The following is a 15,874-nucleotide window of genomic DNA, read 5'->3' as shown; positions in this document are numbered from 1 at the left end:
CGTCATACTGGGGACGTGCGGGGTACCGGTGCCGGGCGCTACGGCGAAGGCCTGTTCCGCCCGGAGGAGACCGGCGAGGCCGGTCGTATCGACCTGGGAGCGCTCGCCTACGACGAGGTGAGCGCCGCCCGGTTGACGGCGTTGGGCGCCGGTCCCGGCTGGAACTGCCTGGACGTGGGGGCGGGGACCGGCACCCTCGCACGGTGGCTGCTGGAGTCGGCCGGGGTCACGACGGTGCTCGCGGTGGACCGCGACACCCGGTTCCTCGCCGCCGACGGCACACCCGGCCTGACGGCGCTCGACACCGACATCACCGCGCCGGACTTCGACCCCGGCCGGTTCCAGCTGGTGCACGCGCGGTTCGTCCTGATGCATCTGCGCTCCTGGCGCCGCATGATCGCCAAGCTGGCGTCGCTGGTGGCGCCCGACGGTGTGCTGGTGCTCAGCGACGCCGTGGACCTCACCAGCGCCACCGCGCCCAGCACCCCGTACACCACGGTGATGCGGGCGATGTGGCAGGCGCTGCGGGAGACCATCGGCACGGACATCTCCTGGGTCCCGGACTACCCGCAGCTCCTGCACGAGGAAGGACTGTGCGAGGTGGCCGCCGAGATCCACGTCCCCCCGTTGGTGCCGGGCAGCGCGATCAGCCGCTTCTGGGCCGATACGTGGGGCCGTACACGGGGCGCCCTGCTGGCGACGGGGCGGGTGGACGAGGCCGGCATCGAGCAGGGCCTGCGGACGCTGTCGTCGCACGGGGGCGCCGGTCTGTCCCCCGGGATGCTCACCGCCTGGGGGTGGAAGACCGAGGAGAGCGCCCGCGGCCGGCGCCGCTGACCGGGCGCGCAGCCCCTGACGGCTGCCGCGCCCGGCCGCGCGGCCGGTGGCGTGACGGGCCCCCGGCGGTGGCGTTCAGCCGTTCTTCGGGAGCTGCTGGGTGGAGCAGTGGATGCCGCCGCCGCCCTCGCCGAGGTGGTCGACGGGCACCGCCACCACCTCCCGCCCCGGATACAGCTCCCGCAAGATGCCCGCGGCCCTGCTGTCGGCCTTCCGGTCGCCGAAGCGGGGCATCACGACCCCGCCGTTGACCACGTAGTAGTTCACATAGCAGGCCAGGAACCCCTTCCCCCGGCGTCCGATGTCGGCGGGCTCGGGCAGCTCGACGACGTCGAGCCGCTTCCCCCGGGAATCGACGGCCCGCTCCAGGACCCGGCGGGCCTGTCGGTAGGCCGGGGTGAACTCGTTGGGGCGGGCGTGCGCGGCCGGGGTGCTCAGGACCACGACGCCGGGCTCGGAGAACCGGGCCAGCGCGTCGATGTGATAGTCCGTGATGTCCTTGCCCTTGACGCCCTTCACCCAGATCACCGTCGTGGCACCGAACACCTTCTTGAGCGCCCGCTCGATGTCGTCGCGGGAGGCGCCGGGGTTGCGGTTGCCGTTGACGAGAGAGCTCTCCGCCACCATCAGGGTCCCCCGGCCGTCGCCCTCGACAGCTCCGCCCTCGGCGGTGATCGGTGCCTCGATCCTGGCGATGCGCTGGTCGTCGAGGACCGCGCGGGCTACCCGGCTGTCGCGGCCGTGCTCCTGCTTGCCGCCCCAGCCGTTGAAGTTGAGGTCGACACCGGCGATGCCGTCGGGCCCGAGGACGAAGACGGGCCCGCTGTCCCGCATCCACAGGTCGTCCACCGGGACCGGGACGACCTCCACCCCGGACCCGCAGGCCCGCCGGGCGGCCGGTACGTCCCGCCCGTTGGCGAGGAGGGCCACCGGCTCGAACTCGGCGATCGTACGGGCGATGCGGGCGATGTCGGCGCGCACGCCGTCGGCGTCCGGCCCCCAGATCCGGCGGGTGGGCCACGCCATGTAGGTCGCCTGGTGCGGATGGGCCTCCTCGGGCAGCCGCCATCCGCCGGACGGCTTCGCGCCCGCGGGAACGGCGCGCGCCGCGCTCGACGCCCGGCCGCCGTCCGGTGTGCCGCAGGCACCCAAGGCTCCTCCTACGGCCGCGACGACCGCCGCTTGCAGTGTCTGACGTCGGGATATGTCCACGATCAGCCCCCTGACTGAAATTTTGGTCAGGACGATAGTAGGGCATGATCGGACCCGAGCCACCTTGATTCCTCGGACCGCGGGAGCATGCGATGCCGGACAGGCCCACCCAGATCCTCGAAGCCGCCGCCCGGCTGATCGCCCGGCGCGGCGTCCGCGGGCTGCGCGTGGAGGAGGTGTCAGCGGAGGCCGGCGTCTCGACCGCCCTGATCTACTACCACTTCAAGGACCGCACCGGACTGCTGCGCCGGACCCTGGAGTTCATCAACCGGCGCGCGGTCCGCTACACCGACGCCGCCTTCGACGTCTCCGACGATCCCCGTACGCAGCTGACCGAGATCCTGCTGCGGGAACTGCAGGACGCCCCCGACGTCAGGGAGAACAGCGCGGCGTGGGGCGAGTTGCGCGCCACCGCCGTCTTCGACCCGGACCTGCGGGAGTTGCTGGCCACCGCGACCCGCGAGTGGAACGACGACCTCGCCGGCCTGATACACCGGGCCCGGGAGGCCGACCCGGCGCTCTCCGGGGTCGATGCGCGGGCGGCGGCCGAGCGGCTCACCGCCTTGGTCGAGGGGGTGAGCGAGCGCTGGCTGAGCGGTACCACCTCGCTCCAGCGGGCCCACGAGCTGATCCGTGGCGCCGTCGACGCGGAACTCCGCCCCGCCTGAGGGGACTTGGACCGGCCGGCCCGACCCCGCGGCTGTCATGGCTGCGGGGCCGGGCCGTTTGCCGTGGAGCGCGCCATAGCGGAGGAACTGAGCTCTTCGGCCAATAAGAGGACATCGACGACTGTTTTCGGTCGGATTACGGCACGTGACCCTCTGTGCATGCTCACCCGGCCCCACCCCGTCGCCGCCGTGGAATCCCCTCCCTACAAGGGGCGTCAACATGTGGCGGTCATCCGGTCGTTGCCGGAATCTGGCGGAGAATTTTCTGTTCTGGTGTGTAAATGGTGAAGAAACGCGACCGAAAGTGTGCATCGCGTTTTGACCCTTGATCGACCGGTCAGCCATGGTCGACGCATGCCCGACATACCCCGACCCGCGGCCGGCAGCCCGCTGCGTCTGCGCGATTTCCGCCTCCTGCTCGCCGGTGCCGCGGCCGGTCAACTCGGCGCCCAGGTCACCCTGGTCGCCCTCCCGCTCGTCGCGGTGCTCGTGCTCGACGCGCCCGCCTTCCAGGTGGGACTGCTCACCGCCGCGGAGACCGCCGCGTTCCTGCTGGTCGGGCTGCCGGCCGGGGCCTGGGTCGACCGGATGCGCAAGCTGCCGCTGATGATCCGCGCCGATGTGGTGCGGGCCCTGGCGATGGCGAGCATCCCGCTGGCCTCCGTCACCGGCGTGCTGACGATGACGCAGCTCTACGTCGTCGCCCTGGTGACCGGCGTGGCGACGGTCTTCTTCGACGTCGCCCACCAGAGCTTCCTGCCCCAGCTGCTGCCCCGCGACCAGCTCGTCGCGGGCAACGGGGCACTGGAGACGATCCGTTCCTCGGCGCAGGTCGCCGGGCCCGGGATCGGTGGCGGGCTCGTCCAGCTGCTGGGCGCGGCCCTGGCCATCGTCGCCGACGCGGTCGGCTATGCGCTCTCCGCGCTGTTCCTGTGGGGCATCAAGCGGCCCGAGAGCCTTCCCGAGCGCGGGCCGGACGCCTCGCTGCGCCGGGACATCGGCGAGGGACTGCGCTTCGTCTTCCAGCACCGCCTGCTGCGCGTGATCGCCGTGACGACCGCGCTGGGGAACTTCTTCACCGCGCTGCTGATGGCCACGCAGTCGGTCTTCCTGGTCCGTGTGCTGGGGCTGGCGCCGGGAGTGGTCGGCCTCGTCCTGGCCGCCTCGGCCCTGGGCGGCCTGGCCGGTGCACTGTGCGCCGGCCGGCTCGCCGCCCGGCTCGGCCAGGCCCGGATCATCTGGCTGTCCGCGCTGGTCACCGGCCCGTTCGCGCTGCTGTGGCCGCTGTCGGGACGCGGCGCGGGGGCGGCGCTGTTCGCCCTCGGCTGCGGTGTGGTGTCCTTCGGCGCCGTGGTCTACAACATCGCCCAGGTGAGCTTCCGTCAGTCCCTGTGCCCGCCCCGGCTGCTCGGCCGGATGAACGCCACGCTGCGCTTCCTGATGTGGGGCACCCTGCCGCTGGGCGCGCTGGCCGGCGGCGCCCTGGCCGATGCCTTCGGGGCCCGGGTGGCGCTGGTGTGGTGTGCGGCCGGGTTCCTGGCCGTCCCGCTGCCGCTGCTGCTCTCCCCGCTGCGACGGATGCGCGACCTGCCCGGCACGGAGCCGGCCGCGGACACCGAGGACGCCACCACCGGTGCCACCGGGACGGCCGAGCCCGCGCCCCTGGGCTGACGACCGGCCACCGCGCCCGTCCCCGACCTTTCCACCGGCCCTTGTACCAGGGCCCGTTTTCCTGCGTCGCCCTCCGCGAGGCAGGCCCGATGTCAGAGAGGACCACGTGCTCAGCATCACGAGCCAGTACCTGGCCCGCTACCGGCGGCTCGACGCCGGCGACGGGGCACCGGCCCTGCTGCCCGTCACGGGCGCCCAGCGGCGCTTTGCGCTGGTGCGTGCCATGGACCCCGACGGCCGGCCGGACCTCGTGCCGATGTTCTTCGCCTTCCCGCACGGCACGGTGGACCCCGTACGCCTCGCGGCGGCCGCGACCCGGCTCGCCGCCCTGCACCCCGTGCTGCGCTCCCGGCTCACCGTGCTGCGCGGCACCCCCGCGCTCCGCCCGGAAGAACCGCAGGTCCCCGTGACCCGGCTGACCTGCGCGCCCGGTGAGGACGCGGCCGCCGTGCTGCGTCGCGCCCTGGCCGGCTGGGACCCGCAGGGCCCGCCGCTGCGGCTGTTCCTGGCGCAGGACGGGCCCGGGGGCGCGGACGAGGTGCTCGCCGTGGTCCTGGACCACACCGCCTGCGACGGCCAGTCGCTGGCCCGGATCGTCGAGGAACTCGGCGCGGCCTACGAGGAAGGGGCCGGCGCCGAGCGTCCCTCGGCCCATGAGGTCGCGGCCGAGCTGGCCGTCTACCGGGACGCCGTACTGCTCCAGCTCGACGCGGAGGAGCGCGCGGGCGCACCGGCGGCGATGGCGTACTGGGGCGAACGGCTGCGCGCGATGCGCGAGCAGGCGCCCGCGCCGCGGCCGCAGTCCCTCTCCCCCGGGTCGGCGCCCGGCGGGTCGGCCGCGCTGCGCCTGCCCGCGCCGCCGGCCGGGGTGCCCTTCCCCGAGCTGCTCGACGCCTGCCGGGCGGCGGCAGCGGTGCTGTTCGGAGCGGGCCACGTGGTGCCGCTCGGCTACCCGTGGGGCGGCCGGCCGCCGGCCGCCGCACCGGTGCTCGGCTGCTTCCTCAACACCGTGGTCTTCCCGACCGCCACCGGTGACGCACCCGCGGCGTCCGCGACGGCCGAAGCCTGGTGGGACGACCTGGACCATGCCGCCACCCCCTTCGACGCCGTGGTGCACGCCGCCCGCGCGGCCGGCTCCGGCTGGACCGGCCGGCTCGACGGCATGCTGACCGTCGACGACTCCCGGCGCCACCCCCCGCTGCGGCTGGGCGGTGTGACGGGCCGGGAGATCCATGTCGACGGCAGGGCCGTACGCGGCCCCTTCGCGGTCTCCGTCACCCAGGGTCCGCAGCTGCACCTGCGGATGGTGTGGGACCGCGCGATCCTCCCCGACGACACCGCCGAGAGCGCCTTCACCGCGCTCGCCGGCGCGCTGCGGACCCCGGCGCCGACAGCCGGCTGACCCGCCCCGGGGCCCCGCCCCGCACACGCTTTCCACCACTGCAGGACCACGCCGCGCGATCCACGGCCGGTTCCTGCCACCCCACAGGCCGGGCCCGACCATGCCCCGGCCGGAGAAACCCGCCCCGACAACCTCAGGGACCGCCCATGCTTCCGCTCTCCTCCTCGCAGGAGATCGTCTGGCTGCACGAACAGGTGCAACCGGGCAGCCGCGCCTACAACTTCACCGCCGCACTCGACCTGTGGGGCACGCTCGACGCCGAGGCGCTGCGCCGCGGCCTCGCCGCCACGCTCAACCGGCACCCCGGTCTCCGGCTGGAACTCGTCGCCGTCGACGGGGCGATGCCCGGGCAGCGGGTCTCCGAGACCTGCGTGCCGCGGCTGCACACGGTGGACCTGAGCGGGGAGGCGGACCCGGAGGCCGCGTTCCAGGAGCTGCTGCGCACCGAGGCGGAGACCCCGCTCGACACCTTCGAGGCGCCGCTGCTGCGCTGGACACTGGTCCGGCTCGCGGAGGACCGGCACCGGCTCGTCCATGTCGAGCACCATCTGATCCACGACGGCCACTCGTTCGCGATCCTGCTGCGCGACGTGTTCAGCGTCTACCGGGGCCACGTCCTGGGCGAGCCGGTGGAGCTGCCGCCCGCGCCCTCGTACGCCGACCACGTCCGGACGAGCACCCGGGACGAGGAGAGCGGGGAGCGCCGCGACGGCCTGGAGTTCTGGGCCGGTGAACTGCGCGACATGTCCTACGACATGCCGTTGCCCGGCCTGACCCGGCCCGGCTCCCGGCGCCGGCACCACGGCGGCCAGCTGCGGCAGTCGATCGGCGCGGATCTGGCGGAGGCGCTGCGCGCCCATGCCCGTGAGCGCGGGCTGACGCCGTTCGCCACGCTGCTGGGGCTCTTCGCCGAACTGCTGCGCCGGCACAGCGGCCGCTCGCAGATGGTGATCGGCACCGCGGTCGGCAACCGCCCGCGCGGTTTCGAGGGCGCGGTGGGCATGTTCGTCAACACCATCCCGCTCGCGCTCCGGCTGGATCCGGCGGCCCCGGCCGAGGAGTCCATGGACGAGGTGACCGACACCCTCATCCGTGCGCTGCCGCACCAGGAGGTGCCGATCCAGGAGCTGACCCGCACGCTCGGCCTGCACACCTCCGGCGCCGACAACCCGCTGTTCAGCGTCATGTTCAGCGCCCACGACGCCGAGCTGCCCGAGATCGACGTCCCCGGCCTGGACATCACCCTGTTCGAGGGCTTCAACACCGGCACCACCCGCTTCGACCTGGACGTGGTGCTGCTGCCGGACGACCGGCGCGGGGTCAGCCTCCGGCACGGCGCGGCCGGAATGACCCTGGTCTGGGACTACGACGCCGACATGTTCGGCGAGGACGTGGCGAAGCTGCTCGCCGGGCGGTTCCTGGACCTGCTGCGGGCCTACCTCGACGCCCCCGGCGCCGCCCTCGCGGACCTGGCGCCGCCGGCCGCGCCGCAGGCCCTCCCGGCCGCCGCGCCGCCGGCCCCGGAACACGATCCGCTGGACCCGGCCACCGCGCACGACGCGTCCCTGCCCGCGCTGCTCATCGGCGCCCGCCGGATCACCTACGGCGACCTCGACGCCCGGGTCACCTCGCTGGCGCGGCGGATGCGGGCGGCGGGGGTGAGCGCCGGGCAGCCGGTGGCGGCCGTGCTGCCCCGCGGCGCCGACTCGGTCGTGGCGCTGCTGGCCTGCCTGCGGACCCGGGCGGTGTACTGCCCGCTGTCGCCGTCCGACCCGCCGGCCCGCCTGGAACTGCTGCTGGGCCGGCTGGGCCCCGCGCTGGTGCTGACCTCGGCGGACGCCCCCGTCACGCTTCCCGGCGGGCTGCCGACGGCCACCGTCGACGCCCCGGTCCTGCCGTCGGCGCGGTCGGCCGAGGCCGTGCCCGGTGCCGCCTACATCATCCACACCTCCGGCTCGACGGGCGTTCCCAAGCCGGTCGCCGTCGGCCGGGCGGCGCTGGAGAACCATCTGACGGGCGCCGCCGACCGGTTCGGGCTGGGCCCGGGCGACCGGGTGCTGCTGTTCGCCCAGCCGTCGTTCGACGTGGCCCTCGAGGAGGTGCTGCCGTCGCTGTACGCCGGGGCCTGCCTGGTGGTCCCCGAGCGCGAGGTGCCGACCGGTGCCGAGCTGGCCGCGCTGCTGGTCTCCGCCCGGGTCTCCGTGGCCAACCTGCCGACCAGTTACTTCCTCGCCACCCGCGAGGAGATGCGGCCGGTGCTGCGCGACGGGCAGTGGGCGCCGCGGCTGCTGGTGCTCGGCGGTGAGCGCCTCCCGGCGGACGTGATGCGGGCGTACCTGGCCGACAGCGACAGCACCGTGCTCAACGTCTACGGCGTCACCGAAGCCGCCATCAGCTCCACCGTCCACGAGATCACCCGGGACGGCCTCACCGACGGTGCGGAGATCCCCCTGGGCACCGAGCTGCCCGGCGAACGGATCCATGTCCTGGACGCGCACCACCGGCCGCTGCCGGACGGCGCGGTCGGTGAACTGGCCATCGCCGGGGCCGGGCTGGCCGAGGGCTACGTCGGCAACCCGGAGACCACCGCCGCCCGCTTCATCGACGTCGAGGCCCTCGGCGGCGAACGGGTCTACCTCACCGGCGACCTCGGCTACCGCGGCCGCGACGGGCTGCTGTACTTCCTGGGACGACGCGACCACCAGGTCAAACTGCGCGGCTACCGCATCGAACTGGAGGAGGTGGAGGCCGCCGCCTCGGCCGCGCTCGGCGGCCGGTCGTGCGCCGTGGTCCTGGACCGTGACGCCGCGGGCGGGCCCCGGCTGGTCGGCTTCCTGGAGAGCGCGGACGACGGTGCGCCGTGGGACGAGCAGGCCCTGCACACGGAGTTGAGCCGCCGGCTGCCGAGCGCCCTGGTCCCCGGGCGCTGGGCGTCGCTCGACACCATGCCGCGGCTGGCCGGCGGCAAGCCGGACCGCACCGCGCTGACCCGCAGGGCCGCCGCGCTGGAGCCGGCCGTCCCCGTCGAGGAGAGCCGGGAGGCACCCGCCGAGCTGCCGTCCGACCCGATGACGGAGCTGCTCGCCGAGGGCTGGCGGGAGGCGCTGGGCCACGGCCGCTTCGACGCGGCCTCGGACTTCTTCCGGTCGGGCGGCCATTCGCTGCTCGCCGCGCAACTGGCGGCCTGGCTCGAACCGCGGCTGGGGCAGCGTCCGCCGCTGCGGCTGCTGTTCCAGAACCCGGTGCTGGCCGACCAGGCCACCGCGCTCACGGCCGTCGGCACCCCCGCCGTGTCCGCCCCCGCCGCCTCGACCACTGTGACGGAGTCCCGATGACCCAGCCGATGACCGCCACGACGGCGGCCCCGACGACGCCCGCGGCCGGCACGCTCAGCATCGCCCGCACCGCGTCCCCCGCCGCGAAGGGGACGAGCGGAGTGCTCGCCCGCTTCGAGGAGTGGACCCGGCACTCCCCCGAGGCCCCCGCGGTGATCGACGGTGTCCACCGCTGGACGTACCAGGACATCGACGCCGCCGCCGACGAGGTCGCGCGGGCCCTGCGCGGCCGGGTCGGGCCCGGGGACCTGGTCGGTGTCTGCCTCGACCGTTCGGCCGCGCTGGTGGTGACCGCCGTCGCGCTCGCCCGGATCGGCGCCGTCTACCTGCCGATGGGCCCCCGCCCCGGCGAGCGCCGCACCGAAGCGGTCACCGAGGACCTCGACGTCGTCTGCCTGATCGGCGACCCGGGGATCCTGCCGCCCCGGCACCGGTCGGCCGAGCACCTGCCGCTGGCGCTGCCCGGCGAGGGCGCCAACGCCACCGCCACGGTGGTGGCGGCGTTCGCCGCGTCCGGCGACACGGCCCGTTCCGCGCCCGCCGGGACGTTCTACGCCGTGCTGACCTCCGGCTCCACCGGCCGCCCCAAGGCGGTGGCCGTCGGCGAGCCCGCGCTCGCCGCGGTGCTGGACTGGTACCGCACCACGAGCGGTGTGGGCCCCGGCGACCACCAGTCCCTGCTGATCGGCGTCGCGTTCGACCCCCATCTGCTGGAGCTGTGGGCCGGACTGACGTCCGGGGCGGCGCTGGTGCCCGCGCCGGACGAGGTCCGCTGGGACCCGATGGTGCTGGCCGACTGGTGGCGGCAGTCCGCGGTGTCGGTGTGCGTCGCGGCCACCCCGATGGTGGAGCCGCTGCTGGAGCGGCCCTGGCCGCAGGACCTGGCGCTGCGTCATTTGTTCGTGGGCGGTGACCGGATGCGGCGCCGGCCCGGCAAGGACGTGACCACCACCGTCCACAACGCCTACGGTCCGGCCGAGGCCACCGTGATCTCCACCGTCCACACCATGCAGGGCTCGGACAGCGCGGCGGGCACCGATGCCGCGCCGCCGATCGGCCGCCCCCTCCCGGGCGTCACCGTGGTCGTCGCCGACCCGGACGGCCGGCCCGTCGCACGGGGCACCGAGGGTGAACTCCTCATCGGCGGTGGGGCCCTGGCGCTCGGCTACCTGGACCCCGAGCTGACCGCGCGCCGCTTCCGTGCCGTGCCGGAGGGCCTGGATCTGCCGGGAGTGGAGCGCCTGTACCGCACCGGGGACCGGGTGCGGATGCCGGACGACGGGGAGCTGGAGTTCCTCGGCCGGCTCGACGACCAGGTCAAGATCAGCGGGGTCCGGATCGAACCGGCCGAGGTGGAGGCCGCGTTCGAGAAGGACCCGGCGGTCCTCGGCGCCGTCGTCACCGCGCCGCGCACCGCCGAAGGACGCCCCCGCCTGGTGGCGTACGTCCGGTCGGCGCCGGGCGCGGTGCTCACCGCGGACGCGCTGCTGTCCGCCGTACGCGGCTGGCTGCCGGAGCAGGCGGTGCCCTCGGACGTACGGATCGTGGACTCCTTCCCGCTCGACGCCAACGGCAAGGTGGACCGGGCCGAGCTGACCCGGCGGGCGGCGACCGGTGACGGGACCGGCCCGGGCGACGTCCCCGCGGACGGCGGCGAACTGCCGGCCGATGCCACCCCCGGCGAGCGGCTGGTGCTGAGCGCCGCGCGCGAGCTGCTGGCCCGGCCCGCGCTCGCGCTGACGGACAGCTTCACCGGGGCCGGCGGCACCTCGCTGCTCGCCGCCCGGCTGCTGACCGTCATCGAGAAGGAGAGCGGGATCCGGCTGCGCGCCCCCGAGCTGCTGCGCCAGCCGAACCTGCGCGCGGTGGCGCTGCTCGTCGACACCCCGCACCGCCCGGCAGCCGGCAGGAGTCTGAGATGACCATCCTGAGCCCGCTCTCCCCCGACACCCGGAAGGAAGGCCCCGTGCCCACCGAAGGCACTCCGCAGGACGGGCGCGCCCCGTCCGGTGACCGCACCGCGTCCGCTCCGGCGGCCGCACGACCCGCGGCCGCGGCCGGTCCTGCGGCCCTGGTGGCCTGGCACGCCGCGCGGGCCCCGCAGGCCCTGGCCGTGGCGGACGGCGACACCACGCTCACCTACGCCCAGCTCGTCTCCTCGGCCCGGGCGCTCGCCGCCCATCTGCGCGAGCACGGTGTGCGCCGGGGCGACTCGGTGGCCCTGCTGATGCCGCGCTCCGCCCGTACGGTCGTCGCCCAGCTCGCGCTGTGGTGGGCGGGCGCGGTGTGCGTACCGCTCGATCCGGCCCATCCGCGTGCGCGTTCCGAGGCGCTGGCCGCCGACGCGGGCGCCACGCTGACCGTCGGCGACGGCAAGCTCCTGGAGTCGGCTGCCCTCTCCGGTGCCACGCTCGCGCTGCCCGGTGAGCCGCTGGTGGACGGCGGGGACCTGCCCGGTGCCGAACCGGCGCCGGACGCCGCGGCGTTCATCATGTTCACCTCGGGCTCGACCGGCCGGCCCAAGGGCGTGGCCATCGGGCACCGGGCGATCGCCGAACTGGTCTGTGACCCGGCGTACCTCACCCTCACCTCCCGCGACCGGGTGCTCTTCCACTCGCCGATGACCTTCGACGCCTCGACGTTCGAGGTGTGGGGAGCCCTGGCCAACGGGGCCGCCGTGGTGGTGTGCACCACCGAGCGACCCTCGTTCGAGGACCTGGCCCGGCAGGTGGAACGCCACGGCGTGAGCGTCGCCTTCTTCACCACCGCGCTCTTCCACCAGCTGGCCGGCCGCCGCTCGCGGATCTTCGCGCAGCTGCGCACGGTGGTCGTGGGCGGTGAGGCGCTGTCCGCGCACCACGCCCGCGAGGTGCTCCAGGCCTTCCCCTGGCTGGAACTGGTCAACGGTTACGGGCCGACGGAGGCGACGACCTTCACCACGGCCCACCGCGTCACCCTCGCCGACTGCGACGGCCAGGTGCCCATCGGCCGGCCGATCGCCGGGGCGACCGTGCACCTGCTGGACGACGGCGGCCGACCGGTTCCGTACGGGGAGCTGGGCGAACTGTGGATCGGCGGCAGCCGGTTGGCGCACGGCTACACCGGGCAGCCGGAGCTGACCGCCGAGCGCTTCTGCGACCACCCCGAACTGGGGCGTCTCTACCGCTCCGGCGACCTCGTCTCCCGGCGTCCCGACGGCACCCTGGACTTCCACGGGCGGACGGACGACCAGGTGAAGATCCGTGGCTTCCGGATCGAGCCGGCGGAGATCGAACACGCTCTGCGGGAGCAGTCCGAGGTGGCGGACGCGGCGGTGACCGTGCACCGCCCCTCCCCCGACGACGCCCGCCTGGCCGCGTTCGTCGTGGCCGCGCCGGGACCGGTGCCCCGCCCCGAGACCCTGCGGGACCGGCTCGCCGCGGCCCTGCCCGCCCATCTCGTCCCCGACGAGGTGCAGGTGGTCGACGCGCTGCCGCTCACCGCCTCGGGGAAGGTCGACCGCCGCGCGCTGACCGACCTGGTCACCGCGGACGGGCCCGACGCGCCGGCCGGGCCGCTGGGTCCGCTGGAGCAGGCCGTGGCCGAGGTCTGGGGCCGGTCGCTGGGCCGTGAGGTCACACGTCCGGACGCCGACTTCCTCGCGCTGGGCGGGCATTCGCTGCTCGCGCTCGCGGTCACCGACGACCTGCGCGAGGAGCTCGGCGTCGAGCTGACGCTCGCCGACTTCTTCGCCGCCCCCACGGTGGCGGGGCACGCCGCGCTGGTCGAGCGCGCGCTCCTCGCCGCGCACAGCGATCTGCACCCCGGCGCCCCGGAGGACACCGATGGCCACTGACACCCCCTCCGCCGCGGCGCTCCAGGAGGAGCTGCTGCGCCGGGCGCGCTCCCGCGCCGGCCGCCCCGCCGCCGCTGCTGCTCCCGCACCCCTCCCGCAGGGGCCCGCCCCGCTCTCGCACGCCCAGCGCCGGATGTGGCTGATGGACCGGCTGGGTCACGGCGACGCCTCGTACAGCGTGCCCTTCGCCACCCGGCTGCGCGGCCCGCTCGACCTCGACGCGCTGGCCGCCGCGCTGACGTCGCTGGTGAGCCGCCACGAGATCCTGCGCACCCGGTACGGGCAGCGGGACGGCGAGCCGTACCAGGAGGTGCTGCCGGCCCCGGAAACGATCGCGCCGCGCGTCGTGGACACGGACCCGGACGGCGCCGATGCGCTGTTGGCCGAAGAGGCGCACCGCCCCTTCGACCTCGCCGCCGGTCCTCTTCCGCGCGCCCTGGTCCTGCGGCACGGGGAGCAGGACCACACCGTTTTGCTGACGTTCCATCACATCGCCATCGACGGACCTTCGTTGGACACCGTCGCCGGGGAACTGGCCCGTGACTACGCGGCCGCCGCCGGGGGCACCGCCGTCGAGGAGCGGCCCGCGCCGCCGCAGTACGCGGACTTCGCACGCCGCGAGCAGGCGGCCGCCGACCGTCTCGAACAGGGCCTCGCCCATTGGGCCGACCGCCTCGAGGGCCTGTCCCCGCTGCGTCTGCCGCGCCCCGCGCAACCGCCCGCCGACACCGGCACCCGCCCGGCCGGCACCCGGACGGTTCCGCTCGACCCGCGGGTGCCGGCCGCCCTGCGCGCGCTGGGCCGGCAGCACCGGGCCACCCTGTTCACCGTGGCGCTCGCCGCGTCCTTCGCCGCACTGCACCGGTTCACCGGCCAGGACGACCTGGTGATCGGGGTCGCCGGCACCCACCGGCAGGGCGCGGACATGCGCGGCCTGGTGGGGCTGTGCGTCAACACCCTCCCGGTCCGGGTGGACACCGCGGACGACCCGTCCTTCAGCACGCTGGTGGCACGCGTACGGGACGCGCTGCTGGCGGCCCAGCAGCACCGCGAGGTGCCCTTCGACCTCATCCTGGAGCGCCTCGGCGCCGCCGCCCGCGACGCGGACGGGACCGCGCTGATCCGGGTGACCGCGGACGTCCTGGGCGAGCCCGCCACGCTGCGGCTGCCGGGACTGACGGACAGTTACGTCGATGTCGGCACCGGCGAGGCCAAGTTCGACCTCTCCTTCGGCCTGGTGGACACCGACGCCCCCGCCGGTCTCGTCCAGTACAGCCGGACCGCGCTGGACGAGGAGGCGGCGGCCGCGCTCGGTGCGCACTACGCCGCCCTGCTCACCGCGGTGGCGGACGAGCCCGCCCGCCGGCTGTCCCGGCTGCCCGGTGCGCCGCCCGCGCCGCGGGAGGAGGCCGGCGGGCACCCGGCCGAGGTGTTGCTGCGCGCGCACCCCGAGGTGGCCGAGGCCGCCGTGGTCGCCCCGGCCGGCGGCCCGCTGCTCGCGTATGCCGTGCTGCGCGGCATCGGCGGGCCGTCACCCGCCGAGCTCCGCTCCCTTCTGCGCGCGGAGTTGGCCCCGGAGCTGGTACCCGCCGCGGTGACCCTGTTGGACACCCTGCCGCGCACGGCCGACGGCGCGGCGGACCCGGCCCGGCTCCCCGGTTTCCCCGCGGCCCCCGCGCCGGAAGGGGCGCACGCCGACGCCGTGACCGAAGGGTTCACCGCCCTCCTGGGCCACACGCCCGGACCGGACGACGACTTCTTCCTCCTCGGCGGCCACTCGCTGGTCGCCGTCCAGCTCGCCGAGCGGCTGCGCCAGGCCCTGAAACTGCCGCTGACCGGCCTGGACATCATGCAGGCCCGCACCCCGCGCGCGGTCACCGCCCTGCTGGAGGCACGGGAGGCGGAGCGCGTCGCCGCACCGTCGGCCCCCCGCTCGCGGCCGCGGCGCTCGCGCGAGGGCACGGTCCTGGTCACCGGCGGCACCGGCGGTGTCGGTGCGTTCGTGCTGCGCGAACTGGCCGCCCGGGGACGTCCCGTACTGGCGCTGGCCCGCCCGGAGTCGGCACACCTGGTCGCCGCGGAGGGCGTGGACGTCGTCGAGGGCGACCTCACCGATCTGGACGGGCTGCGCAAGGCCGTCGACAGCGCCGACGCGGTCCTCCACGCGGCCTGCACCTTCACCCGTCCCGACGTCGATGTGGCGGCGATGACCGCGATGGTCGACGCCTGGTCGCGCGGCCCGTTCGTCTTCGTCAGCAGTGTGGACGCCTACGGGCACCCGGCCGGCGCGTGGGTGGCGGAGGAGTCCGCGCCGCGCCGGCCGCTGAGCGGGTACGGACAGGCGAAGGTCGACTGCGAAGGGCTGCTGCTGCGCGCGGCCGGCGACGGGGGCCGGGGCGGCGCGAGCGCCGTCCGCTCCCCGCTGGTCTGGGGGGCGCACCAGCGGCTGCGGGACCAGTTGCGCTGGGGTGCGACCGGCGTCCTCTACCAGGCGGCGCGGGAGGGGCGGCCGATCGGCCTGCCGCGGCCGGGGACGGACGGTCATGCGTGGTACGGCGCGGCGTGGGTGCATGCCGCGGCCCTGGCCCGGGCCGTGGTGTCCGCGCTGGACTCCCCCGTGCACGGCGTCGCCAACGCCGTCAGCGGGCACCTCTCCTGGCACGACCTCGCCACCGGGCTGACCGAACTGCTCGGCAGCGACAGCGAGATACGCGAGACGGACGAGGTGCACCCGGACCTCGATCACCGCTGGCACTACCGCGCCGACCGGCTGGCCCCGGCCCTGCGCGCGCTGCCGGGCGAGGACTGGCGCGCCGTGCTGGCGTCGATGGTCGACCCGTCGGCGCACTGAACGGCACGGCGCGCCGGGGCGGAGACGCCCGGCGGCCCCCCGGCCACCGGGTGCTCTCCCCTC

Annotated in this window: 9 protein-coding genes; 8 read left to right on the top strand and 1 reads right to left on the bottom strand. The window is 75.3% G+C overall.

The window, feature by feature from the left end; genetic code table 11:
• The first annotated feature begins 15 nt into the window (after positions 1-15).
• Positions 16-837: a class I SAM-dependent methyltransferase gene (locus tag AB0411_RS06390; protein ID WP_366416084.1), complete on the top strand. Its 822-nt coding sequence runs from the start codon at positions 16-18 to the stop codon at positions 835-837.
• 75 nt (positions 838-912) lie between these two features.
• On the opposite strand, the gene AB0411_RS06385 is transcribed toward AB0411_RS06390, so the two are convergent.
• The gene (locus AB0411_RS06385; RefSeq protein ID WP_366416083.1) at positions 913-1,989 is read right to left on the bottom strand and encodes an agmatine deiminase family protein; all 1,077 of its coding nucleotides are present in this window, start codon (positions 1,987-1,989) and stop codon (positions 913-915) included.
• A gap of 152 nt (positions 1,990-2,141) precedes the next feature.
• On the opposite strand from AB0411_RS06385, the gene AB0411_RS06380 reads away from it, so the two are divergent.
• From AB0411_RS06380 to AB0411_RS06350, 7 genes are all read left to right on the top strand, one after another.
• A complete protein-coding gene (locus AB0411_RS06380; RefSeq protein WP_366416082.1) occupies positions 2,142-2,717 on the top strand; it encodes a TetR/AcrR family transcriptional regulator in 576 nt (191 codons plus the stop codon).
• Positions 2,718-3,071: 354 nt separating this feature from the next.
• Positions 3,072-4,388 carry an MFS transporter gene (locus AB0411_RS06375; RefSeq protein WP_366416081.1) on the top strand — a complete coding sequence of 439 codons (1,317 nt, stop codon included), beginning with the start codon at positions 3,072-3,074 and terminating at the stop codon, positions 4,386-4,388.
• A gap of 106 nt (positions 4,389-4,494) precedes the next feature.
• On the top strand, positions 4,495-5,790 hold the full coding sequence (locus AB0411_RS06370; RefSeq protein ID WP_366416080.1) for a non-ribosomal peptide synthetase: 1,296 nt from the start codon (positions 4,495-4,497) through the stop codon (positions 5,788-5,790).
• 146 nt (positions 5,791-5,936) lie between these two features.
• Entirely contained in the window at positions 5,937-9,125 is a 3,189-nt protein-coding gene (locus AB0411_RS06365; RefSeq protein WP_366416079.1) for a non-ribosomal peptide synthetase, read from the top strand.
• Positions 9,122-11,047: a non-ribosomal peptide synthetase gene (locus tag AB0411_RS06360; RefSeq protein ID WP_366416078.1), complete on the top strand. Its 1,926-nt coding sequence runs from the start codon at positions 9,122-9,124 to the stop codon at positions 11,045-11,047. Before AB0411_RS06365 ends, AB0411_RS06360 begins: the two co-directional genes overlap by 4 nt.
• Entirely contained in the window at positions 11,044-12,960 is a 1,917-nt protein-coding gene (locus tag AB0411_RS06355; protein WP_366416077.1) for a non-ribosomal peptide synthetase, read from the top strand. Before AB0411_RS06360 ends, AB0411_RS06355 begins: the two co-directional genes overlap by 4 nt.
• Positions 12,950-15,811, top strand: a complete 2,862-nt coding sequence (locus tag AB0411_RS06350) for a condensation domain-containing protein (protein WP_366416076.1) — start codon at positions 12,950-12,952, stop codon at positions 15,809-15,811. The genes AB0411_RS06355 and AB0411_RS06350 overlap by 11 nt, the downstream gene beginning before the upstream one ends.
• The last annotated feature ends 63 nt before the right edge of the window (positions 15,812-15,874 follow it).

It is taken from the genome of Streptomyces angustmyceticus, from assembly GCF_040701845.1.
In the GTDB taxonomy this organism is placed as follows: Bacteria; Actinomycetota; Actinomycetes; order Streptomycetales; family Streptomycetaceae; genus Streptomyces; species Streptomyces angustmyceticus_A.
The sequence above is the reverse complement of the archived record's forward strand: the minus strand, read 5'-3'. Positions and strand labels throughout refer to the sequence as shown.